26 protein-coding genes and 1 tRNA gene are annotated in these 22807 nt (G+C 65.2%); 15 read left to right on the top strand and 12 right to left on the bottom strand.

Annotation, left to right across the window (positions count from 1 at the left end; genetic code table 11):
• Window positions 1-102: 102 nt before the first annotated feature.
• Together LPZ50_RS01060 and LPZ50_RS01055 are read right to left on the bottom strand one after the other, a co-directional pair.
• Window positions 103-1116 carry a FecR domain-containing protein gene (locus LPZ50_RS01060; protein WP_230656631.1) on the bottom strand — a complete coding sequence of 338 codons (1014 nt, stop codon included), beginning with the start codon at window positions 1114-1116 and terminating at the stop codon, window positions 103-105.
• A 4-nt stretch (window positions 1117-1120) separates the two neighbouring features.
• Window positions 1121-1633, bottom strand: a complete 513-nt coding sequence (locus tag LPZ50_RS01055; RefSeq protein ID WP_230656629.1) for a sigma-70 family RNA polymerase sigma factor — start codon at window positions 1631-1633, stop codon at window positions 1121-1123.
• Between the two features lie 296 nt (window positions 1634-1929).
• Here LPZ50_RS01055 and LPZ50_RS01050 point away from each other — a divergent pair, with 296 nt between their 5' ends.
• Together LPZ50_RS01050 and LPZ50_RS01045 are read left to right on the top strand one after the other, a co-directional pair.
• Window positions 1930-2256: a helix-turn-helix domain-containing protein gene (locus LPZ50_RS01050; RefSeq protein WP_230656627.1), complete on the top strand. Its 327-nt coding sequence runs from the start codon at window positions 1930-1932 to the stop codon at window positions 2254-2256.
• Window positions 2256-3554, top strand: coding sequence for a type II toxin-antitoxin system HipA family toxin (locus LPZ50_RS01045; RefSeq protein WP_230656625.1), 1299 nt, complete (start codon window positions 2256-2258; stop codon window positions 3552-3554). The genes LPZ50_RS01050 and LPZ50_RS01045 overlap by 1 nt, the downstream gene beginning before the upstream one ends.
• 573 nt (window positions 3555-4127) lie before the next feature.
• Here the strand turns inward: LPZ50_RS01045 and LPZ50_RS01035 are convergent.
• The 5 genes from LPZ50_RS01035 to LPZ50_RS01015 all read right to left on the bottom strand — a co-directional run bounded on the left by LPZ50_RS01035 (window position 4128) and on the right by LPZ50_RS01015 (window position 8575).
• Window positions 4128-4198: transfer RNA gene (locus LPZ50_RS01035), tRNA-Gly, on the bottom strand.
• A gap of 170 nt (window positions 4199-4368) precedes the next feature.
• Complete coding sequence (locus LPZ50_RS01030; RefSeq protein ID WP_230656623.1) at window positions 4369-5358, bottom strand: Bug family tripartite tricarboxylate transporter substrate binding protein; 990 nt, start codon at window positions 5356-5358, stop codon at window positions 4369-4371.
• A gap of 60 nt (window positions 5359-5418) precedes the next feature.
• Window positions 5419-6369: a hydroxymethylglutaryl-CoA lyase gene (locus LPZ50_RS01025; RefSeq protein WP_230656621.1), complete on the bottom strand. Its 951-nt coding sequence runs from the start codon at window positions 6367-6369 to the stop codon at window positions 5419-5421.
• Complete coding sequence (locus LPZ50_RS01020) at window positions 6366-7559, bottom strand: CaiB/BaiF CoA transferase family protein (RefSeq protein WP_230656619.1); 1194 nt, start codon at window positions 7557-7559, stop codon at window positions 6366-6368. The genes LPZ50_RS01025 and LPZ50_RS01020 overlap by 4 nt, the downstream gene beginning before the upstream one ends.
• Window positions 7560-7675: 116 nt before the next feature.
• A complete protein-coding gene (locus tag LPZ50_RS01015; protein WP_230656617.1) occupies window positions 7676-8575 on the bottom strand; it encodes a LysR substrate-binding domain-containing protein in 900 nt (299 codons plus the stop codon).
• 69 nt (window positions 8576-8644) lie between these two features.
• Here LPZ50_RS01015 and trmB point away from each other — a divergent pair, with 69 nt between their 5' ends.
• The 5 genes from trmB to lysM all read left to right on the top strand — a co-directional run bounded on the left by trmB (window position 8645) and on the right by lysM (window position 12044).
• Complete coding sequence (gene trmB / locus LPZ50_RS01010) at window positions 8645-9421, top strand: tRNA (guanosine(46)-N7)-methyltransferase TrmB (RefSeq protein WP_230656615.1); 777 nt, start codon at window positions 8645-8647, stop codon at window positions 9419-9421.
• Window positions 9422-10363: a prolyl aminopeptidase gene (gene pip, locus LPZ50_RS01005; RefSeq protein ID WP_230656613.1), complete on the top strand. Its 942-nt coding sequence runs from the start codon at window positions 9422-9424 to the stop codon at window positions 10361-10363. It begins immediately after the preceding gene.
• Between the two features lie 9 nt (window positions 10364-10372).
• Window positions 10373-10573: a sulfur carrier protein ThiS gene (thiS, locus tag LPZ50_RS01000; protein ID WP_230656611.1), complete on the top strand. Its 201-nt coding sequence runs from the start codon at window positions 10373-10375 to the stop codon at window positions 10571-10573.
• A 167-nt stretch (window positions 10574-10740) separates the two neighbouring features.
• Window positions 10741-11460, top strand: coding sequence for a class I SAM-dependent methyltransferase (locus tag LPZ50_RS00995; RefSeq protein WP_230656609.1), 720 nt, complete (start codon window positions 10741-10743; stop codon window positions 11458-11460).
• Between the two features lie 137 nt (window positions 11461-11597).
• Window positions 11598-12044, top strand: a complete 447-nt coding sequence (gene lysM / locus LPZ50_RS00990; protein WP_230656607.1) for a peptidoglycan-binding protein LysM — start codon at window positions 11598-11600, stop codon at window positions 12042-12044.
• Window positions 12045-12197: 153 nt separating this feature from the next.
• Here lysM and LPZ50_RS00985 read toward each other — a convergent pair whose 3' ends face one another.
• Window positions 12198-13202: an IclR family transcriptional regulator gene (locus tag LPZ50_RS00985; RefSeq protein WP_230656605.1), complete on the bottom strand. Its 1005-nt coding sequence runs from the start codon at window positions 13200-13202 to the stop codon at window positions 12198-12200.
• 22 nt (window positions 13203-13224) lie between these two features.
• Here LPZ50_RS00985 and LPZ50_RS00980 point away from each other — a divergent pair, with 22 nt between their 5' ends.
• The gene (locus LPZ50_RS00980) at window positions 13225-14136 is read left to right on the top strand and encodes a tripartite tricarboxylate transporter substrate binding protein (protein ID WP_230656603.1); all 912 of its coding nucleotides are present in this window, start codon (window positions 13225-13227) and stop codon (window positions 14134-14136) included.
• 45 nt (window positions 14137-14181) lie between these two features.
• Here the strand turns inward: LPZ50_RS00980 and ffh are convergent, their stop codons facing one another.
• A complete protein-coding gene (gene ffh, locus LPZ50_RS00975; RefSeq protein ID WP_230656601.1) occupies window positions 14182-15591 on the bottom strand; it encodes a signal recognition particle protein in 1410 nt (469 codons plus the stop codon).
• A 108-nt stretch (window positions 15592-15699) separates the two neighbouring features.
• Between ffh and LPZ50_RS00970 the strand changes: the two genes are divergently transcribed.
• From LPZ50_RS00970 to LPZ50_RS00955, 4 genes are all read left to right on the top strand, one after another.
• Entirely contained in the window at window positions 15700-16542 is an 843-nt protein-coding gene (locus LPZ50_RS00970; protein WP_230656599.1) for a cytochrome C assembly family protein, read from the top strand.
• A 1-nt stretch (window position 16543) separates the two neighbouring features.
• The gene (locus LPZ50_RS00965) at window positions 16544-16801 is read left to right on the top strand and encodes a PP0621 family protein (protein WP_230656597.1); all 258 of its coding nucleotides are present in this window, start codon (window positions 16544-16546) and stop codon (window positions 16799-16801) included.
• Window positions 16802-16955: 154 nt separating this feature from the next.
• The gene (gene ampD / locus LPZ50_RS00960; RefSeq protein ID WP_230656595.1) at window positions 16956-17534 is read left to right on the top strand and encodes a 1,6-anhydro-N-acetylmuramyl-L-alanine amidase AmpD; all 579 of its coding nucleotides are present in this window, start codon (window positions 16956-16958) and stop codon (window positions 17532-17534) included.
• Between the two features lie 13 nt (window positions 17535-17547).
• Window positions 17548-18168, top strand: coding sequence for a glutathione S-transferase family protein (locus LPZ50_RS00955; protein ID WP_230656593.1), 621 nt, complete (start codon window positions 17548-17550; stop codon window positions 18166-18168).
• Between the two features lie 48 nt (window positions 18169-18216).
• On the opposite strand, the gene LPZ50_RS00950 is transcribed toward LPZ50_RS00955, so the two are convergent.
• Complete coding sequence (locus LPZ50_RS00950; RefSeq protein ID WP_230656591.1) at window positions 18217-18708, bottom strand: MarR family winged helix-turn-helix transcriptional regulator; 492 nt, start codon at window positions 18706-18708, stop codon at window positions 18217-18219.
• A gap of 143 nt (window positions 18709-18851) precedes the next feature.
• Between LPZ50_RS00950 and LPZ50_RS00945 the strand changes: the two genes are divergently transcribed.
• The 3 genes from LPZ50_RS00945 to LPZ50_RS00935 all read left to right on the top strand — a co-directional run bounded on the left by LPZ50_RS00945 (window position 18852) and on the right by LPZ50_RS00935 (window position 21610).
• Window positions 18852-20117, top strand: coding sequence for a flavin-dependent oxidoreductase (locus tag LPZ50_RS00945; protein WP_230656589.1), 1266 nt, complete (start codon window positions 18852-18854; stop codon window positions 20115-20117).
• On the top strand, window positions 20114-20578 hold the full coding sequence (locus tag LPZ50_RS00940; RefSeq protein WP_230656587.1) for a DUF3237 domain-containing protein: 465 nt from the start codon (window positions 20114-20116) through the stop codon (window positions 20576-20578). Before LPZ50_RS00945 ends, LPZ50_RS00940 begins: the two co-directional genes overlap by 4 nt.
• A 66-nt stretch (window positions 20579-20644) precedes the next feature.
• Window positions 20645-21610 carry a Bug family tripartite tricarboxylate transporter substrate binding protein gene (locus tag LPZ50_RS00935; RefSeq protein ID WP_230656585.1) on the top strand — a complete coding sequence of 322 codons (966 nt, stop codon included), beginning with the start codon at window positions 20645-20647 and terminating at the stop codon, window positions 21608-21610.
• 178 nt (window positions 21611-21788) lie between these two features.
• On the opposite strand, the gene LPZ50_RS00930 is transcribed toward LPZ50_RS00935, so the two are convergent.
• Both LPZ50_RS00930 and LPZ50_RS00925 read right to left on the bottom strand, forming a co-directional pair.
• Window positions 21789-22409: a suppressor of fused domain protein gene (locus LPZ50_RS00930; protein ID WP_230656583.1), complete on the bottom strand. Its 621-nt coding sequence runs from the start codon at window positions 22407-22409 to the stop codon at window positions 21789-21791.
• Window positions 22390-22807: HNH/ENDO VII family nuclease (locus LPZ50_RS00925; protein ID WP_230656581.1), on the bottom strand; the 418-nt coding region annotated here is incomplete at its 5' end. The genes LPZ50_RS00930 and LPZ50_RS00925, both read right to left, overlap by 20 nt.

The raw sequence follows: 22807 nt of genomic DNA, 5'->3' as shown, positions 1-22807 counted from the left end.
GTTCTTCCTCTGGATTGGACCTCCGAAAATTCCGGTCCCTCATAGGTAGGTGCCGCGAACATGCCAATCGGGCAGTCAATTCGAAAAATTTTTTCCCAGGCCTCAGTCGGCCGGTACGATCGTCGCCCAGAAACGGGTACGCCACTGCACGCGTACCGGCAGCACGCTGGGCAGCGTAGCCAGAATGCGATCGGTGTCGGCCAATGGAAAGACACCCGAAAGCCGCAGGCTCGCGATTTGCGGATCGACGCGCAGCACGCCCGTCCGATAGCGATCCAGTTCGGCAGCGAACTTGTCCAGCCGCTGCTCGTCAGCCACCAACTGGCCCCGCGCCCAGGCATCCGCCTGCTCATTGATGGAGCGCGGCGCCTCGACGGCATCGCGGCTGAACAGGGTCTGCTGGCCGGCGTGCAGCAGACGTACACTGCCGGACCCGGCCCAAGGAGAGACTTCCACCGCGCTTTCCAGAACCGCCACACTGGTCCGTCCAGCATGCTGCCGTACCGTGAACCGCGTTCCCAGCGAACGGATGCGGCCCTCGGCGGTCGCCACCGAGAGCGGCCGCGGATCAGCCGGCCCCGGGCCATGGCGGGTGGCAATCATGATCTCGCCCGCCACCAGCAGGATGCGGCGCTGGTTCGCATCAAAGCGCACATTTACCGCACTATCCGTGTTCAACGTCAGCCGGGTACCGTCCTCTAGTGTGAAGTCGCGTTGCTCACCGGTGTTGCTGCGGTGGTCGGCCGTGCGGACCTGCCAGGTGTCAGTGCGCGAAGCGAGCAACCCGGCGCTGGTGGCTACCCCCGCCCACAGGAGCATTCGGGTGACCCGTCGGCGGGCAGCGGAGGACGGCTGATCGGTCGTGCCATAGGAGGACAGGGCCGCATAAGCCGGAGCACCCTCCAATGACTTCATTCGGCCCGTGACAGATTCGACGTGCTGCCAAGCGGCCTCATGGTCAACATGTGCCTGGCGCCATCGGCGCCATTGGTGTTGCTGCGCATCGCCAGCTTCTCCGGACATCAGCAGCGTGAGCCAGTCCGCCGCAGCATCCGCCGTGGCCCGGCTGATGACCCGGCCACTGGGCAGAGTCAGAGTGTCTCTACGGGAGTCCATGGCGTCAGACCGTCAACGCGAACATGCATTCGCGGTTGGCCCTGGTCAGATATTGCTTTACCGAACTGCTCGAAGTGCCTAACCGCTCGGCAATCTCGGCGTAGCTCAGTTCGACTAAGTGGGCCAACAGAAAGGCTTCTCGCACCTTGGGCGGTAGACCATCGAGCACGCGGTCGATCTGCTGCAAACTCTCGACGGCCATTAGCTGAGCTTCCGGCGAGGGAGTCACTTCCTCCGGAAGGCAGGCGAGAGCCTCGAGGTAAGCGGTTTCGAGCAACTGCCGGCGGTGGCGGTGTGCAAGTAGCCGACGGGCGACCGTCGCCAGGAACGGACGCGGCTCCCGGATCTCGACAGCCGCCGTCTTGCGGTCTAGCAGGCTTAGAAAAGTGTCTTGCGCCAGGTCGGCTGCCGCAAAAGTGTCGCCTACGCGCCTGCGCAGCCAACCCTGGAGCCATTTGCCATGCTCGACATACAGCCCCGCCACATCATCGGTAATAGGTAGATCCTGGGCTGGCATGAGAACAGAACAAGGAACACGATCAAATGAGAATTAATATCATTATATAGCCGAACGCATCGATCCTGCTGTCCCGTGCAGCCTCGCCATCGAATGAGTACGGTGAAGGGAATCGCACTCAGTGCCTAACCCTTTGATTTTTAAAGGGGTGATCGCTGCGGGAATGCAGAGATGGACTTGATTATGGACTTGCTTTGGAAGGGGTAGCAAGGGCCTGGAAACAGCCTCTCATTTCTCAAATAATTGCTCCAATAGGAATTCTTATCTATAATTTAAGCTCCTTTGAGAGCACTTAAATGGATCTCCCCATCCCCCTCCCCGTCGAACGAGCGATCCGGAAGCTCGGCGGCGACATTTCCCTGGCCCGTAGGCGGCGCCATATCTCCCAGGCGTCGCTTGCCGAGCGCATGGGGGCATCCTTGTCCACGGTGCGCCGCATGGAGAAAGGCGACGTCCGCGTGCCCATCCACTTTTTCGCCCGTGCGCTGCACGTCTTCGGCGAGATCCAAGCGCTGGAGCATCTGCTAGACACACCGAACGACGAGATTGGGCTCACGCTGATGGACGAGAACTTGCCAAAGCGCGTGCGCAACAAGTCCGGCGGATCCTCGGGAGCATTGTGATGGCTACTGCCGCACCGATCCGCCAGCAAGTTCAAGTCTGCATCGGCAAGGCTGGGCTACCGCTCGGCTCGCTGATATACGTCCAGCAAGGCCGGCGCGAAAACTGCGCCTTTGCCTATGACGAAGCGTGGCTGGTCAACCCCGAGCGGTTCAACGTATCGGCCGATCTGCAACTGATGCCAGGCCACCAGCCACACAAGGCTGCCTCGCCCCACGACTCCGTATTCCACGGTGCGATCGCCGATACCACCCCAGACGCCTGGGGCCGGCGCGTCATCGCCCGCGACCATGCCAAACGACGCCGAACCGATCCCAAATTACCGGCATTGACGGAGTTGGACTATCTATTGGCGGTCGATGACTTCAGTCGCGTTGGCGCGCTGCGCCTACGCGGTCCGGACGGGACCTGGCATCGCACAGTGCCTGAAGGCCGACGCACGACCCCACCGTTGATCGAACTCGAACACATCTATCAAGCCAGCCGAGCTGTCGAACGTGGGCAGGAAACAGCCGAAGACTTGCGCTACCTGCAAGGCAAGGGCACCTCGCTTGGCGGCATGCGCCCCAAGTGCACCATGGTGGACGAAGACGGCTGGCTCGCGATCGGCAAGTTTCCCAGTGTGAACGACACGCGCAGTGTCACCCGCGGGGAGGTCTTGGCTCTAAAGCTGGCGACGCTGGCAGGCATCGACGCGGCACCCGCGCGCATCGTCTCTCTAGCAGACGTGCCGATAGCCGTCATCCGCCGATTTGATCGCGACGGCGCCGATGGCCGCATTCCATACCAGTCAGCCGCATCGTTGCTGCAGGCTTCGCGCGAGGAAGATCGCAGCTACACGGAAATCGCGGATGCCATCCGCTCCCACGGCCATGAACCCACCCGAGACTTGCACCAGCTATGGCGTCGCCTTGTATTCAATCTGTTGATTACGAACGTAGACGACCACTTGCAGAATCATGGTTTCCTGCATGTAGAGCATGGACTGTGGCGTCTTGCGCCCGCCTTCGACGTCAACCCCTTTCCGGACAAGGAACGGGAATCCAAGACCTGGCTATCTGAAACAGATGGCCCGATCAACGATGTGCAAATGCTGCTGGCTCGCGCGGCCTACTTCGCACTGGATAAGGAAGAGGCATTGGGCGTCTTGGCAGAGGTCCATGCAGCCGTCGTGAATTGGCGACAGGCCGCTCTTGGAGCGGATGTCGGACTACGCGCGAACGAACTGGATGATTTCGCGGCGGCTTTTGAGCATGAGCAGATGGATGCTACGGCTGCGCTGCTCGGAACGCAAAAATAGGAACGCATAGCGTTCCTACTTCTGGCCACTGCCAAAAATGGGGGATTACCCCACGCCTTGCCACCTTTGGCGGATACGAACAACGACAATCCGTCATAGTCGCCCAGGGTGTAAGCCTTTCCCGTCTCCTTCACAGCCCGGACACGCAATTCGGTGAGCGCCATGCTCCAACTTCAAATCTCCAATTAGACGAGATCGAGTCATGGACAATGACCCGACAAAGTCAGCGCCGTTACAGCATCGGAACCACGGCCCGAAAATGGACTTAAAAACGCTGGATGCTGGTGGACGCCAGTGGACTGTGCGTCTGCACATACCAAGCCGAAAGGAGACCCGCCACCCCAAGTTCCGAGACCGTGCAACGCCTCTCCATAGACGTCAACGGGCCTCGACAGACGCACGCGAACAAGCCGCCAATGCATCAAAACGATGGCCAGAAAAATGTACTTATCCAGGGTAAAAACTGACGAATATTCCTGAACGCCGGAAAAGGTCAATTTTCAGAAATTCGCTGAACATCAAGGACTTAGTCAACTTCCCAAAGTCTCTCAGCGGGTTTGTAGATGCAAAATGAGCGGGTGAAGGGAATCGAACCCTCGTATGCAGCTTGGGAAGCTGCCGTTCTACCATTGAACTACACCCGCATCGTAGGCCGCGGCCAGCTTGGAACTGGCCGGGGCTGGAATTATAGCCATACTTTGGGTGGGGCATTTTTCGCCGCCCGGGAAGGCCAGCGCCATGCGCCATCCATGCTTGCGGGGTCAGACACGCAAGGCGTCTGACCCCTAGGCGAACCCAGGCGCCGCGGGCAGGATCAGTTTCCCTTGATGCCCGCCGCTTTCACCACTTTGCCCCAGCGCTCGTACTCTTCCTTGGTGTAGTCCGCCAGTTTCTGCGGCCCCATGAATTCGGCTTCGGCGCCCTGCTCGGCGGCCTTCTTGCGGAAGGCGTCGGTCTTCATGATTTTTTCGATGTTGCCGGCCAGCTTGTCCACCACGGCCTGGGGCGTACCGGCGGGGGCATACATGGCGAACCATGACGACACCAGCAGGTCGGGGTAGCCGGCTTCGGCGGCGGTGGGTACGTCGGGCAGGGATTCCAGGCGCTTGGGGCCGGTAACGGCCAGGGCGCGCAGTTTGCCGGCGGCGATGTGGCCCAGCAGGGGCGGCGGGGTGGTAATGGTCATGTCCACGGCGCCGCCTAGCAGGTCGTTCAGCGCCGGGCCGGTGCCCTTGTAGGGAATGTGTTCGATCTTGACGTCCGCCATCTGCTTCAGCAGTTCGGTGGCCACGTGCTGCAGGGCGCCGTTGCCGGACGAGGCGTAGTTCAGCTTGTCCGGGTTGGCCTTGGCGTAGGCCACCAGTTCTTTCAGGGTTTTGACGGGCAGGTCGGGCCGCACCACGATGACTTGCGGGGCCGACAGGATGTTGGCGATGGGCGCGAAGTCCTTGATGGGATCCCAGTCGGTTTGCGGCTGCACGTGCGGGGAAATGGCGTTGTAGCCGGAGTACTGCAGCAGCAGCGTGTAGCCGTCGGGCGCGGCCTTGGCCACGGCGGATGTGGCAATGCTGCCGGATGCGCCGGGCTTGTTGTCCACCACCACGCTTTGCCCCAGGGCCTCGCCCAGGGGCTGGGCGATCAGGCGGGCGGCCAGGTCGGTAGTGCCGCCGGGCGCGGCGGGCACCAGCAGGGTAATGGGGCGGTCGGGATAGTCGGCCAGGGCGGCGGCGGGGCTGGCGGCGATGGCCAGGGTGGCGGCGGCCAGGCAGGCGCGCAGGGGTTTGGGCAGGAAGGGAATGCTCATGGTTGATGTCTCCTGGGGATTGTTATGGGTAGGAAGGAACAGCGCCTGAAAACGCCCGGGTCAGGCGGGCCCGAACCGCTCAGCCAGCCAGGCGGGCGGCGCGTGGGTGGCCAGCCGGTGGCCGGCGGACAGCAAGGGGGTGGAAAAGTCGCGCTGCACCAGTTGCGGCAGGCCGCGCACGATGGCCAGCAAGGCCTGCAGGTCTACGCCGGTGGCTATGCCCATGCACTGGAACATGTGCACCAGTTCTTCGGTATTCACATTACCGCTGGCGCCGGGGGCGTAGGGGCAGCCGCCCAGCCCGCCGGCGGCGGCGTCGAAGCGCACGATGCCGGTCTGCCAGGCCGCGATGGCGTTGGCCAGGGCCATGCCGCGCGTGTTATGCAAGTGGGCTGTCAGCGCGATGCCGGGCACGGCGCGGGCCACTTGTTCGCACACATCGGCCACCTGGCTGGGGTAGGCCATGCCGGTGGTGTCGCACAGGGTGATGCCGGTGGCGCCGGCTTCGACGAATTGGGTGGCCAGGCGCAGTACTTCGCTGACCGGTACGTCGCCGTCGAAGGGGCAGCCGAATACGGTGGACAGGGATACATTGCAGGGCACGCCCGCGGCCCGGGCGGCCTGCAGGATGCTGGTGAGTTCGGCCTGCGACTGGTCCCGGGTCATGCGCAGGTTGGCGCGGTTGTGGGTTTCGCTGCTGGACATGACCAGGTTCAGCTCGTCGGTGCCCACTTCCACGGCGCGTTCCAGGCCGCGTATGTTGGGCACCAGCGCGGTGTAGATGACGCCCGGGCGGCGGCGGATGGCGCGCATGACGTCTTGCGCGTCGGCCAGGGCCGGGATGGCCTTGGGCGAGGTGAAGCTGGTGACTTCGATGCGGGCGTAGCCGCAATCGGACAGGGCGTCGACGAAAGCGATTTTTTCTTCGGTGGGAACGAAGGCTTTTTCGATTTGCAGGCCGTCGCGCGGGCCGACTTCGTTGATCTCGATCCTGGGGGCGCCGGTGTTCATGCGATGACTCCGCGGGCGCGCAGTTGCGCGCGTTGTTCGTCGGACAGGCCGGCGGCGGCCAGCACGTTGTCGGTGTGTTCGCCCAGTGTGGGGGCGCGGTCGTGGATGGCGCCGGGGTTGGCGGACAGCATGGGGAAGACGGCGGGCATTTCGACGCGCACGCCGCTGGCTCCCTGGATTTCGGCGATGGCGTTGCGGGCGCGGTAGTGGGGGTCGCGCGCGATATCGGCCACGTTGTAGATGCGGCCGCTGGGCACGCCGGCTTCGCGCATGGCGTCCAGCACTTCGTCGATATTGCGCCGGGAGGTCCAGGCGCCAATGGCGGCGTCGATGTCCTGCACGCGGGCGGCGCGGCCGTCGTTGTGGGCCAGGGCGGGATCCTGGCCCAGGTCGTCGCGGCCGATGCGGGCCATCAGGCGCTGGTAGATGGCGTCGCCATTACCGGCGATGAGCACGTAGCCGTCGTTGCAGGGATACGCGTTGGACGGCGCGATGCCGGGCAGCGACGCGCCGGCCGGTTCGCGCACGGCGCCGAAGGCGGTGTATTCGGGCAGCAGGCTTTCGGTCAGGTTGAACAGGCTTTCGTACAGGGCGGCGTCGATTACCTGCCCTTCCCCGCCGCGGGCGTCGCGCTGGTACAGGGCCAGCAGCACGCCCAGGGCGCCATGCAGGCCGGCAATGGTGTCGCCCAGCGACAGGCCGGCGCGCACGGGCGCGCGGCCGGGTTCGCCGTTCAGGTAGCGCAGGCCGGCCATGGCTTCGCCAATGGCCGCGAAGCCCGGCTCGCGGGCCTTGGGGCCGGTCTGGCCGTAGCCCGAGATGCGCAGCATGATCAGGCGCGGGTTCAGGGCGTGCAGGGCTTCCCACGACAGGCTCCATTTTTCCAGAGTGCCGGGACGGAAATTCTCGATCAGCACGTCGGCCTGGGCGGCCAGCAGGCGGATGATTTCCTGGCCTTCCTGCTGGCGCAGGTCTACGCACACCGATTGCTTGTTGCGCGACTGGGCTTCCCACCACACGGAAGTGCCTTCGTGCAGCAGGCGCCATTTGCGCAGGGGGTCGCCCAGGCCGGGGGGTTCGATCTTGACGACCTGCGCGCCGAAGTCCGCCAGGGTCTTGGCGGCGAAGGGCCCGGCGATCAACTGGCCCAGTTCCAGCACGCGTATGCCGGCGAGTATCTGCCCTGCCATGCCTGCTCCACACATCTATATGAATACGAGGCAGGCAGTGTGCCGCGAAACGGCGGCCAGCCGGAATGGCTATTCCGGGAAACGGGGGTTCCCCAAATGCGAAAGCCCGGCCGGGCTCAGTTCTCGTCGCTGCGCAAATGGGCCAACAGCAGGCGTGCGGCCACGGTCAGGGTCTCGGTGTCGCGCACGCCCAGCAGCAGCCAGCGGTGCGCCCAGTCGTCTTGCAGCGGGATCAACCGGATTGACATAGAGCGCGCATGGGGTTCCGCGGCAAGGCGCGGCAGGATGCCGACGCCGCCGGTGGCCACGGCCATACGGCACATGGCATCGAAGCTGCGCACCTGGATGCGCAGCCGCATGGCCTTGCCCAGGCGGGCGCTTTCTTCGGCCAGGCGGGTGGCCAGCGAGGTGGCGGTGGGCAGGCTGACGTAGGCGTAGTCCAGCGTGTCATGGAAGCTGACGCGCGGCAGGTTGGCCAGGGGGTGGCGCTGTGGGGTGACCAGCACCAGTTCGTCGCGGCGGTACGGTACGGTCAGCAGGCCGTTGGCCGGCGTGCGGTCGGCGAATACGCCGATGTCGGCGCGGTTTTCCAGCAGGGCGGTGACGATTTCGGTGCTGTTCTGTTCTTCCAGGTCGATGCGCACCGCGGGGTGCTCGTCCATGAAGGTGGCCAGGTCTTCGGGCAGGAACTGGGTCAGCGCCGAGGTGTTGGCGGCGATGCGCACCTGGCCGCGCACGCCCTGGGCGAATTCCGACAGGGTGCCGGCCATTTGCTCGATTTCCTGCAGCACGCGCTGGGCATGCGACAGGCAGGCCTGGCCGGCGTCGGTAAGCTCGACGCCGGCGGGGGTGCGGTACAGCAGGGACGTGCCCAATGCGGCTTCCATGTCGGAAATGCGCTTGCTGGCCGCGCCCACCGCCAGGTGCGACTGGCGCGCCCCGGCGGAGATGCTGCCGGCGCGCGCCACGGCGACGAACAGGGCCAGCGTGGTCAGGTCGAAACGGGCGAAATTCATGCGGCAGATGCTACCCCACAAACAGGCTGGGCCGACACCTGGAGCGGCGCGCCTACTACAATCCGCCTTATGAATACGAACACCCCCGAATCCCAGGGTGGCGCCCCGGCGTCCGCCCCCCTGTCGGACAGCACGCGGGCCGCGCTCGAACCGGCCGCCCAGGCGCCCAACAGCCCTGGTGCCACCCATATCCGCAGCTTTGTGCACCGCCGCGGCCATATCACCCAGGGCCAGCGCGATGCGCTGGAGCAGTTGCTGGGCAAATGGTCCCTTCCCTACGCCAACCGCCGCCTGGACACGGCGGCGGCGTTCGGCCGCCAGGCCCCCACCGTGCTGGAGATCGGCTTCGGCATGGGCGAAACCACCCAGCAGATCGCCCTGGCGCGTCCTGGCGACAATTTCCTGGGGGTAGAGGTCTTCAACGCCGGCGTGGGTTCGCTGCTGCGCCGCATTGAAGAATCGGGCCTGCAGAACCTGCGCATCGTGCAGCACGACGCGGTGGAAGTGGTGCGCGACATGATCGCGCCCGATTCGCTGGCCGGCGTGCACGTGTATTTTCCGGACCCCTGGCCCAAGAAGCGCCACCACAAGCGGCGCCTGATCCAGCCGCCGTTCGTGGCGCTGCTGGCCAGCCGCATCAAGCCGGGCGGCTATATTCATTGCGCCACCGATTGGCAGGAATACGCGGTGCAGATGCTGGAAGTGCTGGGCGGCGAGCCGCTGCTGCAGAACACCGTTGCCGATTACGCGCCGCGGCCCGACTACCGCCCCCAAACCAAATTCGAGACACGCGGCCTGCGCCTGGGCCACGGCGTGTGGGACCTGATCTTCAAAAGGATCGCCTGAATGCTGTATCCCGCCATCGAGCCCTACCGCCACGGCATGCTGGACACCGGCGACGGCCACCATGTGTATTGGGAGCTTTGCGGCAATCCGCAGGGCAAGCCGGCGGTGTTTCTGCATGGCGGCCCGGGCAGCGGCTGCTCACCGGTGCACCGGCAGCTGTTCGACCCGCAGCGCTACCACGTGATGCTGTTCGACCAGCGCGGCTGCGGCCGTTCCACGCCGCATGCCAGCCTGGAAAACAACACTACCTGGCACCTGGTGGCCGACATCGAGCGCCTGCGCCAGGAAGTGATGGGCGCGCAGAAATGGCTGGTGTTTGGCGGGTCGTGGGGTTCGACGCTGGCGCTGGCATATGCGCAGGCCCACCCCGAACAAGTCAGCGAACTGGTGCTGCGCGGCATTTTCGGCCTGCGCCGCGCCGAACTGCAATGGTTTTACCAGGACGGCGCATCGTGGCTGTTTCCGGACCGCTGGGAAGCCTATGTGGAACCCATTCCCGAGGCCGAGCGCGGCGACCTGATCGGCGCCTACCATAAGCGCCTGACGGGTGACGACCCGGCCGAGCAGATGCGCGCGGCCAAGGCCTGGAGCAAATGGGAAGACAGCACCATTACCCTGCTGCCCAGCCCGCGCCACCAGCAAAGCCATGCGGCCGACCGCGCCGCGCTGGCCTTTGCCCGCATCGAGAACCACTATTTCATGAATGGCGGCTTCATGGAAGAAGGCCAGTTGATCCGCGACGCCTACAAGCTGCACGGCATACCCGGCACCATTGTGCAAGGGCGCTATGACGTATGCACCCCGGCGCGCACCGCCTGGGACCTGCACCGGGCCTGGCCGCAGGCGCAGTTCCATCTGGTGCCGGACGCGGGCCATGCCTTCGACGAGCCCGGCACGCTGGCCAGGCTGATCGAAGCCACCGATGGCTATGCGGCACGGTAAGGAAACATCATGCACATTACCCTGAACGGCGATGCCCGCGAGTTTCCGCTGGACACCAACGTAACCGAACTGCTGCACACGCTGGGCTATGCCGGCAAGCGCGTGGCCGTGGAACGCAATGGCGAGATCGTTCCCAAGAGCCAGCACCAGGCCACCGTGCTGAAAGACGGCGACCAGGTGGAAGTGGTGGTGGCGGTGGGCGGCGGCTGAGGCGGCAAACGCCACACAATGTGAAATTGTTCAACGGTGCGCTACTTGCGCCCCTTTATGGCTTGCGCGCGCCGCGTCGCGTAGTACCCTGACGCCTGTGTTCGATGCCGGTGAACGGCTGGCGGCAACGCCCGCGGTGCACCGGCTCCTTCGCTGGAGTTGCCTGCATGCCGTTCAAAACCCTGGCCGGAGACCTGTCCGGCCTGCCTTTTGGCTCGATGTTGTTCCGCATGGCCGGAGCCGCGGGCCGGGCCACCGGCAACGCCGCCGGCCGAGTCGCCCAGCAATCCTGGGTTGCGGAACGTATCCGCTTCTTGCGCGCCTGGCGCGCCAACCCCAAAAGTATCGGCGCCATCTGGCCTTCCAGCCCCCGGCTGGCGGCCGCCATTACGCGCGGCATCGATGCCGGCACCGGCCCCTGCCTGGAACTGGGCGCGGGCACGGGGGCATTCACCCGCGCCCTGCTGGCGCGCGGCGTGCCGCCCTGGCACCTGACGCTGGTGGAAATGGACCCGCAGTTCGCGCACCAACTGCGGCACGATTTCCCCGAGGCCTATGTGCACCAGGGCGACGCGGCCAGGCTGGCTGAACACACCCTGTTCGACGACGGCCTGGCCGGCGTGGCCATTTGCGGCCTGCCGCTGCTGAATATGCCGGTGAAGCAGCAGATCGGCATTCTACGCAGCACCTTTGCCCAGTTGCGGCCCGATGGCGCGGTGCACCTGTTTACCTACGGCCCGCGCTGTCCGGTGCCGCGGCGCGTACTGGACCGCCTGGGCCTGCGTGCCCGCCGCACCGAAACCGTGCTGGCCAACCTGCCCCCGGCCCATGTCTGGAAACTGACGCGGCGCACGGCGGCCGGCGCCCTGCACGCCCCCGCGCCTTAAACAACTGTTACACGTTAGCCGCGCCTTGCGGCCACGCGCTGCACATATTCGGCCCATAATCGGTTCGAAGCGGGCGGAATTTCCGTCATCTTCTTGTTTTGCGTGCTTAACGTTTCTTAACAGCCAAAGGACAAATCATGGGTCTGCTCAGCTTTATCAAAGACGTCGGTGAAAAACTGTTCGGTGCCAACGAAGCCCAGGCAGCGTCGGCCGATGACCTGAAGAAGGAACTGGACAAGCATGGCCTGAACGCCGACGGCCTGGACATCAAGGTCGACGGCGACAAAGTGACAGTATCCGGCGAGGCCGCTTCCACCGAAGAAGCCGAGAAGATCGCGTTGGCGCTGGGCAACACCATCGGCGTGGCCGCGGTGGACAACCAGCTGACCGCCAAGCAGGCGGCGCCAGAGGCGCAGATGTACACGGTGCAAAAGGGCGACAACCTGTGGAAGATCGCCGAAGCGCAGTACGGCAAGGGCCAGGGTGCCAAGCATACGGTGATTTTCGAGGCCAACAAGCCCATGCTGAGCGACCCGGACAAGATCTACCCGGGCCAGGTGCTGCGCATTCCGCCGCTGAACTGAACCCGACAGCACAAACCGGCAAGCCCCGCAGCGTTTGCCGGTTTGCATCGGGGCGGGCCTTCCCCGTTCGCCCCGATCAATTCGGCCAGGCCATGCCTGGCCGTTTTTTTCCCTTTTTCCTTTCCCCGGAACGCAGGCAGCCCTATTGAAACGCTACACCTGGCGCGCCTTGCCGCTCCACACACGCTGAGGCGGCTCTCCGAACAGCCGCATCGCGATAGCATCCGCCGAGCGTATGACCTCGCGCGCGAAGAACGCGATGCGATGACGCTTGAAGCGATGCGCCGGCCCGGAAACACCTATGGCGGCGACAGCGCGGCCGTCATGGTTCAGGATGGGCGAGGCAACTCCATAGACGTCCTTGCGCCATTCACCACGATTCACCGCCACGCGCTTGGCGCGCGTCAACTGCATTTCTCGCAGGAACGCTGCCTGGATGTCGCCATGCCCGGCTTCGCCATGAGGCAGTTGCGCATGAATGCGCGCCTGGTCATCGGCGCTTAGAAACGCCAGCATCGCCTTGCCGGTGGCCACCAGCGCGGCCGGCATGCGGCCGCCGATCTGGCTGTAGGCACGCACTGGATTATCGCTTTCCACCTTGTGCACATAAACGATTTCATGTTCTTCGAGTACCGACAAGTGCACGCTTTCGCCGGTGGTCTCCATCAGCCGCAGCATCTCGCCTTCCGCGGCTGTCCTCAGGCTCATCTGGCGCAGCACCGCCGAACCCAGCGTCCATAGCTTGATGGACGCGTAATAGCGCCGCGTACCGGGTTCCTGCATGACGTATTGCGCCTGCATCAAGGTTTGCAGCAGGCGATGCGCCTTGCTATTGCCCATGCCAAGCGCCGCCGCAATCATCGTTAAAGGCTGCGGATGCTGGGCATTGGCCAGTAAATCGATCAGGCGCAGGCCGTCGCTGAGAGTGGTGTTATTTCTTTCTGGCATATGGAAATAAATTCTATATCCTGGAAAGATTGTAGTTCCTGTCTCAACATCCGAGAATGATTGCCCGCTGCGGCCATCAGCAAGGCTGCAGCGGCGCATCAAAACCAAACTGCCATGCAGCCTGATAACAAGTAGAGAGACAACGATGCCCAACCGAATTTGCAACAGCAGAATCAACCGCCAGATCGGCGCAGCGGCACTAGCCGCCATGGCGTGGTTTGCTGCACCCGCCTTGGCCGCGGAAAGTGCGCCGCCCTACCCAAGCAAGCCCATCAACCTGATCGTTTCGTATCCCGCTGGCGGCAGCGTGGACGTGGCCGCGCGGATACTGCAAGACCCCCTGGGCAAGATCCTGGGGCAGACCATCATCGTCGAGAACAAGGGCGGAGCCGGGGGAACCATTGGCACACGTTATGTGGCCGGGGCCGAGCCGGATGGCTACACCCTGCTGATTACGCTGTCTTCCCACACCATCAACCCGGCCATTTACGACCAACTGCCATTCGATACCGAGCAAGATTTCGAGTCGGTCAGCATGGTGGCCTCGGCGCCGCAAATATTGGTCGCGAACCCTGCCTTCCCGGCGTCGTCGCTTCCTGAACTGATCGAGTACGTCAAAACCCAGAAGGAAGTGCCATATGGTTCCGCGGGCACCGGTTCGCCCAGCCACATTGCCGGCGAGCTACTGAAGCTCAAGACCGGCCTGCCGCTCATGCACATTCCCTACCGCGGCGGCGGCCCGGCCACGGTGGACGTGCTGGGAGGGCAGATCCCGCTGCTCTGGGTGTCGTTGCCGGCGGTAGCCAGCCATGTCAAATCGGGCAAGCTGAAGGCCATCGCGGTATCGACCGCGAAGCGCACGCCCGTGCTGCCCGACGTGCCTTCCGTTGCGGAAACCGTGCCGGGATTCAATGTGGATTCGTGGTACGCCATGTTTGCGCCTGCCGGCACGCCGCAGGCAATCGTCGACAAGGTGCAGTCCGCGGTGGCCGCGGTGGCCAGCGACAAGGCGGTTCAAGACTCATTCATTGCACAGGGCGCCGTGGCCGTCGGTGGTACGCCAGCCGAGCTCGATGACGTGGTCAAGACCGAGATATCGGCGTGGAAGAACCTGGCCAAAGAGGCCAATATTTCGGTCAAGTGACCGAACCGGCCAGGCTGCGCGCCTGGCCTTTCTTCCGCGCCGGGCTTAGCGCAGCCCGCCGAAGCGGCCCAGGCCTTTCATGCCGCCCATGGCGCGCATCATCTTGGACATGCCGCCTTTTTTCATCTGCTTCATCATGCCCTGCATCTGCTCGAACTGGGACAGCAGGCGGTTGACTTCCTGCACCGGCACGCCAGAGCCCGCGGCGATGCGGCGCTTGCGGGACGCCTTGATCAGTTCGGGCTTGGCGCGTTCGGCCGGCGTCATGGCGTTCAGGATGCCTTCGGTGCGGCGCAGCTGCTTTTCGGCCTGGCCGCCCTGCAGTTGGCCGGCGGCCTGCTGGAATTGCGCGGGGAGCTTTTCCAGCAGCGAACCCATGTCGCCCAGCTTTTTCACCTGGCCCAGTTGCTCGCGGAAGTCGTTCAGGTCGAACTTGCTGCCCGACTTCAGCTTGGTGGCCAGCTTCTGGGCTTCGGCGATGTCGATGTTTTTCTGGGCCTGCTCGACCAGCGACACAATGTCGCCCATGCCCAGTACGCGCTGGGCCATGCGGTCGGGATGGAAGGGTTCCAGCCCGTCGAGCTTTTCCGAGACGCCCACGAATTTCAGGGGCTTGCCCGTGACGTGCCGCACCGACAGGGCCGCGCCGCCGCGCGCGTCGCCGTCCAGCTTGGTAAGCACCACGCCGGTCAGGGGCAGGGCTTCGGCAAAGGCGCGCGCGGTATTGACCGCGTCCTGGCCCTGCATGGCGTCGACCACGAACAGGGTTTCAACCGGCTTGACCAGGTCGTGCAGGACGCGGATTTCGCGCATCATGGCTTCGTCGATGCCCAGGCGGCCGGCCGTGTCCAGGATCAGCACGTCGTAATGGTGGCGGCGCGCGTGGTCGATGGCATTGCGGGCAATGTCTTCGGGCTTCTGGCTGGGGTCGGACGGCAGGAAATCGATGCCGGCCTGCTGCGCCACGGTTTTCAGCTGGTCGATGGCGGCCGGGCGGTAGACGTCGGCGCTGACCGTCAGCACTTTTTTCTTGCCGGTATTGCGGCCGTTCTGGACATGCAGGCCCTGGGCCAGCCAGCGGCCCAGCTTGCCTGTGGTGGTGGTTTTACCCGCACCCTGCAGGCCGGCCATCAGGATGACCGCCGGCGGCTGCACCGCCAGGGAAAGCTCGCCGGCGCCAGCGCCCAGGTCGCCGCCCATGAGGGCGGTGAGCTCTTTACTGACCACGCCCACCAGGGCCTGGCCGGGGCTGAGGCTACCCGCCACTTCTTCGCCCAGGGCCTTTTCCTTGACGCGGGCCACGAAATCGCGCACCACGGGCAGCGCCACGTCGGCCTCGAGCAGCGCCATGCGCACTTCTCGCAGCATTTCCTGCGTATTGGCTTCGGTCAGGCGGGCTTCGCCGCGCAGCGTCTTCACGACGCGCGACAGGCGTTGAGTCAGGTTATCAAGCATGAGAGGCGTTTCCGCTTACACTAGTTGATTGAACGGTGGCCCGGGCAGGCGGCTTTTTGCGCCAGCCGGCGACTAGCGCCCAGGGGCCCCATCCAGACAACGGGTTTTATGTCATTAGGCATTGTATTTCACGCCGTGGCCGCCCTGGCTTACGCCGTGCTTGCCGCCGTACTATGGCGGCGCCTGCAAGGGGCGGGCAGTGTCGAAAAAGCCGGCCGCTACGCCCGGGCATACCTGCTGGGCGCCCTGGTGCTGCACGGCATCGGGCTGCAACAGGCCATGCTGGCCGGCCCGCACATGTTCATTGGCTGGGCGCTGGCGCTGTCGGCCGCCGTATGGCTGGGCCTGGTGGTGTTCTGGCTGGAAAGCCTGCTGGTGCGCATCGACGGGCTGCAATTGCTGCTGGTGCCCGCCGCCACCCTGGTGTGCGCCCTGGCGGCGCTGTTTCCCCAGGGCCAATTGGTCCCGCATGCCGATAACGGCTGGCTGCGCCTGCACCTGCTTATCGCCCTGGCCGCCTATGCCCTGATTACCGTGGCCGCCCTGCACGCCCTGCTGATGGCCCTGCTGGACCGCCACCTGCACCGCCCCCTTGAAGCCCCCGCCCAGCGCAGCATCGTGGGCCGCGTGCTGGATGCCCAGCCGCCCCTGCTGATGCAGGAACGCCTGCTGTTCCGGGTGATCTGGATCGGCTTCGTGGTGCTGACGGCTGCCGTCGTGTCCGGCTCGATCGCCTCCATGCAGCTGACAGGCCGGGTATTGCCCTTCGACCACAAAACGGTTTTCACACTGTTGTCATGGTTGACGTTTGGAGTGCTGCTCCTGGGCCGCCACATACGCGGCTGGCGCGGCCGCGTGGCGCTGCGCTGGACGCTGACCGGGTTCGCCTTCCTGATCCTGGCGTATACCGGCAGCCGGTTCGTCCTGGAAGTCATTCTTCATCGGAGTTGAAGTGGGCAAGTTGTTACTTTGGGTTGTCATCATCCTGGTGGTCATGGTGGCGGCCCGCATCATCGGCGCGCGCGCCAGCGCGCGGCGCAACGCACCCCAGTCACAGGCGCGCCACCAGGGCCGTCCTCCGGCCAGCCAGCAGTCCGAATCCATGGTGCGCTGCGCGCATTGCGGGATCCACCTGCCGCGCTCGGAAGCCGTGCTGCTGCAAGGGCAGGTATGGTGCAGCCACGAGCACGCGCGGCTGGGCGCCAAGTAGCCCCTCTCGCAATAACGAAAACGGGTTTTCCCCGGCGCCACCACGGCCCGGGTAACAGCCTGGGCGCACGGCGCCCCCCGGCACCCGAATTGGCCTGGCCGGCAAGGCATGCATAATGATGCCTACGTTTCCCCCATTTCGATGAGCCGCATTCATGCCCTTGAAGCTTGATCGACACGGGTGGCTGGCGCCCGGGCCGGGCGTGCGGCTGCTGTCTTCCCCCAATTGCGATGCCCGCCCCGCCGGCATGCCGGTTTCGTTGCTGGTGGTGCATAACATCAGCCTGCCGCCGGGCGAATTCGGCGGCCCGCACGTGGCCCGGCTGTTCCAGAACCGGCTGGATTACACCGCCCACCCGTGGCTGCACCGGCTGCGGGGCCTGCGCGTGTCGGCGCATTTTTTCGTGCGCCGCGACGGGCAGATCGTGCAGTTTGTTTCCACCGAGGCCCGTGCCTGGCATGCCGGTGTATCGCGCTTTGGCAACCGCGAACGCTGCAACGATTTTTCGCTGGGCGTGGAACTGGAAGGCACCGATACCCTGCCCTATACCGATGCCCAGTACACTGCGCTGGCCCGGCTGGCCAAGATGCTGCGCACCCGCTATCCCTTGCGGGCCGCCTGGGGCCACGAACATATCGCCCCGGGCCGCAAGACGGACCCAGGCCCCGCGTTCAACTGGACGCGGTTCGGCCGCGCGGCAGGTTTTCCGCGGCGCCAGCTGGCGCCGTGCTAATCAAGGAATCGCCATGTTGAAGATCTGGGGACGCCTGAGTTCGGTAAATGTGCAGAAGGTAATGTGGACCGTGCGCGAACTGGCCCTGCCGCATGCCGCTGAACAGGTGGGCGGCAAGTTCGGTGGCCTGGACACGCCGGAATACGGCAAGATGAACCCCAACCGCAAGGTGCCGGTCATCGACGACGGCGGCCTGGTGCTATGGGAATCGAATGCCATCGTGCGCTATCTGGCGGCCCGCTATGGCGAAGGCTCGCTGTGGCCCACCGACCTGGCCGTGCGCGCCCAGGTCGACCGCTGGATGGACTGGACCGCCACCGAATGGCAGCCGGCCATGGTACCGGCCTTTCTGGGCCTGATCCGCACGCCCGAGGCCGAGCGCAACCTGGCCGCCATCGAGACATCCACCCGCAAGGCCAACGACCTGGGCCTGATGCTGGAAAGCGCGCTGCAAGGGCGCGAATACATCGCGGGATCGCACTTCACCATGGGCGACATCGTGCTGGGCAGCGTGGCGCACCGCTGGCTGGCCATGCCGATTGAACGCCCCGGCACGCCGGCCATGTCGGCCTGGTACCGCCGCCTGATGATGCGCCCCGCCGCGCAGGGCGTGCTGACGCTGCCGCTGTCGTAATCCGCCGTGCGCCTGGCGGCATGCCGCCGGCGCGGGCCTGGCTTGCGGTCAGCCCAGTTTGCCCAGCAGGGCGATCAATTGGTGCCGTTCGGTGGCCGACAACCTGGTGCTAATGCGCTGGTCGTGCTGCCGCACCGCGCGTGTAATGTCGGCATGGGCGCGCCGCCCGGCCGGCGTCAGCGCCAGTGAATAGGCCCGCTTGTCGCCCGCCGCCTCCTGGCGTTCTACATAGCCCAGCGCCTGCAACTGGTCTACCAATTGCACCGCCCCGGAACGCGCGATGCCCAGGATGCTTGCCACCTGGGTCAGCTTCAGTTCGGCATTGGCGGCAATGAGCGTCAGCGCGGAAAAACGCTGCGGCGTGATGTCCCAGGGTTCCAGCGCCGCCAGGAAATCTTCGTAGATCAGGATCTGCGCGCGCCGGATGGCGTAGCCCACCAGTTCGTCGAGCGCGCCGTACTCGACGCCCGCCACGTGGGGGTCGAAGTGTTCTCCGCGGGCCTGGGGCCGGCGCGCGCGCAGCGTGGGGGTATTGGGCATGGCGGTGGCAGCGTCGAAAGGGACTCCACACTACCCCAGACGGGCAGCCTGCGCCGCCCGGGTTTATCCCAGTGGGAATCGGGCCGGCGATTTTGTTATGGTACATAACAAAATAAATCGCACTACCGGATCCTGGAGAGACCATGCATATTGTGATTGCCGGCGCCGGCATCGGCGGGCTGACGCTCGCGCTGATGCTGCACCAGCGGGGCATTGCCTGCCGCGTGTACGAAAGCGCGCAGGAATTGCGGCCGCTGGGCGTGGGCATCAACCTGCTGCCCCACGCCGTGAATGAACTGGAACAGCTGGGCCTGCTGGATACGCTGGCGCAGCGGGCCATTCCCACCTCGTCCCTGCACTACTACAACAAATTCGGACAGCCCATCTGGCAGGAACCGCGCGGCCTGCAGGCGGGCTACCCGTTGCCGCAGTTTTCGATACACAGGGGTGAATTCCAGATGCTGCTGGCCGACACGGTACGCGCTCGCCTGGGGCCGGACGCCATCGTGGCCGGCATGGCGCTGGAAGCGGCCGACCAGGACGGAGGCAAGGCCTGCGCGTACTTCCGGCGGCGGGCCGACGGCACACTGCAATCGGCCAGCGGCGACGCGGTGGTGGGTGCTGACGGCATCCATTCGGCATTGCGGCGCCAGCTATATCCCACGGGCGATGAGCCGCGGTTTTCGGGCCGCATGCTGTGGCGCGCCGTAACCGAAGCCGAGCCGTACCTGGATGGCTGCACCATGTTCATGGCGGGCCACCAGGACCAGAAATTCGTCTGCTACCCCATTTCCGGACCCTTGCGCCACCAGGGACGTTCGCTGATCAACTGGATTGCCGAACTGGCCATACCCGATGCATCGCTGCCGGCCACCGACTGGAACCGCAAGGTGGACAAATCGGTGTTTGCGGAACGCTTCGCCGACTGGCGCTGGGACTGGATCGATATTCCCACGGTCATCGATGGCGCACAGGCCATTTACGAGTTCCCGCTGGTGGACCGCGACCCGCTGCCGCGCTGGACGCGCGGCAGGCTGACCTTGCTGGGCGATGCGGCACACCCCATGTATCCCATCGGTTCGAACGGATCGGCACAAGCCATTCTGGATGCGCGCTGCCTGGCCGACTGGCTGTCGCAGGCGCGGCGCGGCCAGGTACGGGCCATGGAAACCGCCATGCTGGAATACGAAGCCGAGCGCCTGCCGCGCACCGCCGCCATCGTGCTGCGCAACCGCCTGAACGGGCCCGAGCAAGTCATGCAGATGGCGCAAGAGCGCGCCCCGCAAGGCTTTGCCAACATCAACGATGTCATCGCCCAAGATGAACTGGCCGCCATTTCACTGCGCTACAAGCAGTTGGCGGGATTCGACCCCGCCACGCTGCGCCGCGCCACCGGAGCCAAACCATGACGCATCCCCCCGCCCCGCAACTGGAACATGTGGCCACGCTGCACGTGCAGGTGGGCCCGCCGCAGGAAGTGGGCGATACGCCCCATGGACGCCGGCGCGTCATTCCCATTCTGGGCGGCAAAGTAGAAGGCCGGCTGAACGGCAGGATCCTGCCGGGCGGCGCCGATTTCCAGTCGATACGCTCGGCCACTTACACCGACATCCACGCCCGCTATGTGATCGAAACGCTGGATGGGCATCGTGTGTATGTGGAAAACACCGGCATACGCACCGGCAGCGCCGACGACATTGCGCGCCTGGCGCGCGGCGAGCCGGTGGATCCGGCGCGCATTTACTTCCGCAGCTACCCGCGTTTTGAAACCGCGGCACCAGAGCTGGCCTGGCTGAACGAACAATTATTCGTTGGCACGGGCGCGCGCTTTCCGGACCGCGTGGAGCTGTGCTTTTACCGTATCTGCTGACCCTTCCCCGATTTACTCATGCACAACTCTGCCGGCCATGTACCGGCAGCCCCAAGGAGACTGACCATGCCATCGCCCCTGCGCCGCCTGCTGACCGCGGCCTTGCTGTGCCTGCCCGTTGCCGCTGCCGCGCAATACCCTGAAGCGCCTGTCCGCCTGAACGTGGGCTTTCCGCCCGGCACCGGGCCCGACATCGTGGCGCGCACACTGTCGCAGCAATTGGGTGAACGGCTGGGCCAAAGCGTGGTGGTGGAAAACCGCGCCGGAGCCGGAGGCCAGATTGCCGCGCAGGCAGTGGCACGCAGCCCCGCCGACGGCTACACGCTGCTGCTGGGTGAGGTGGGATCCATCAGCATATCGCCCGCCACGTACAGCAACCTGAACTACAACCCGGCCAAGGATTTCGCCCCGATTTCGGAGGTGGTGCGCGCCGACTTCGTGCTGGTGGTGCCCGCCAGCTCGCCCCACCAGGACCTGGCGGCATTCGTCGCGGCCGGCAGGCAGTCGCCGGACCGTGTGAACTTCGGCACCTTCGGCGCCGGCACGCCGGGGCATTTCGGCGCCGAGCTGTTCGCGCGCGAGGCCGGCCTCAAGATCGAGCCGGTGCACTACCGCTCTACCGGCGACGCGGTGTCGGCCCTGATATCCGGCGGCGTGCAGGCAGCGTTCGTCACCACCGCCATGGCGGCCCCGCAGGTCAAGGGCGGCAAGATGCGGGCCCTGGCCATTACCGGCGCACAGCCGTCGGCCGCGCTGCCCGGCGTGCCCACGTTCAAGCAGGCCGGCTACGGCAAGGTGGATTTCGGCGCCTGGTTCGCGCTGTTCGCCCCGGCCGGTACGCCGGACGCAGTGCTGGACAAACTGCAGGCCGACAGCGCGGCGGCCCTGGAATCGCCGGCGGCCGCCAAGACCCTGGCCGATGCGGGTTTTACCGTCATTGCATCCAGCCGCGCCGACCTGCAGCGCCTGCTGGATACGGAAAACAAGCGGTGGTCGGAAATCGTGAAGGCCACTGGCTTCAAGGCCGATTGACGGGTGCCTGTATCGGTGGTGCTACCTTAGCCGCCGCGGCGAGCTTGCGCCCGCACTGCCAGGTGTCCGGCTCCCGTCAGGGTGCCGGACACCGTGCAACTGACACAGTCGTGGCACACAGCGGTGTCAGGCACCCTGCGGGAGCCAGACACCCGGGCGCTGCCAAGACCTGCCCGGATCAGCCCTCGACGACTTCGTCGCGCTCCAGGTCGTACAGGTCGGGATCGCGTTCCAGCAGCATGTCTTCGAAGGCATCGGCGCCATGCTCTTCCAGGTACCCCAGTTCGGCTTCGCCAATGGGAATGCCTTGCAGCCAGTTCACCATGCGGCCTTCGGCGGGCAAGCGGGGAAACTCGCCGTCCTGCCACGAGAAGGGCACGCACAGGTACAGGTGCGGCACGGTGGTGTCCGGGTAGTACTCGGACACGCAGTCGGCCACCACGCTGCCCGGGCCGATGGCCTGGCCGCTACGCAGGATGCTGAACGCGGCGGTGCTGAGAATGTTGCCCCACAGGTCTTGTTCCTGGGGCGCCTCGGCGCACAATTCAACGCCGGTGGCCATGGGCTCGCCGTCGTCGTGCCGCAGGTCGGCTTCGAACAGCCCCAGGGTGCTGTAGGAAACCAACCCGTCGTCGGGGCTGTCGTCGACCTCGAGCAGGTCGATGGACATATCGACTTCATCGTGGTTATACGCATGCACCACCGGTTCGCCGCCGAAAACCGACAAGGCATGGCGGGCCACCGCTTTGCGCTGCGGCGAGGGCGAGGGGGAAGTAGGATCAGGGGCCAAAGTAGTCATCCGTTTTCAGTTCGCCGCGATGGCTGCGATTGGATTTGGGCAGTTCGGGCCGGTAGTGCGAAGGGTCATTGTATTCATCCAGAAACTGCTTGCGGTCGATATTTCGCCGGCTGGCGCTTTGCACGTGCTTACGGTGCTCCATGCCGGGCCGGTGCCCCATATCCCAGGGCTCGTCCTTGTTCATGCGGCGGCCGGTGACCGGATCGCGCACCACGCCGTCCTTGCTTTTGGCGGCTTCCTTGTCCCACACCTTGTCGCGCACGCCTTTGCGGAACTTGCCGCGCTTGTAGCGGGAATCGGGCTTGCCCTTGGAGCTGGCCTTGGCCGGCCTGGCCGGGCGCGTGGATGGCGAAGACCGCCCCGTGGTGGGCCGGGTGGAAGCGCCGCCGCGGCCCGCG

The sequence above is a fragment of the Bordetella petrii genome (genome assembly GCF_020991325.1).
GTDB lineage: Bacteria > Pseudomonadota > Gammaproteobacteria > Burkholderiales > Burkholderiaceae_B > Bordetella_A > Bordetella_A petrii_E.
This window is presented reverse-complemented; position numbering and strand designations above follow the sequence as displayed.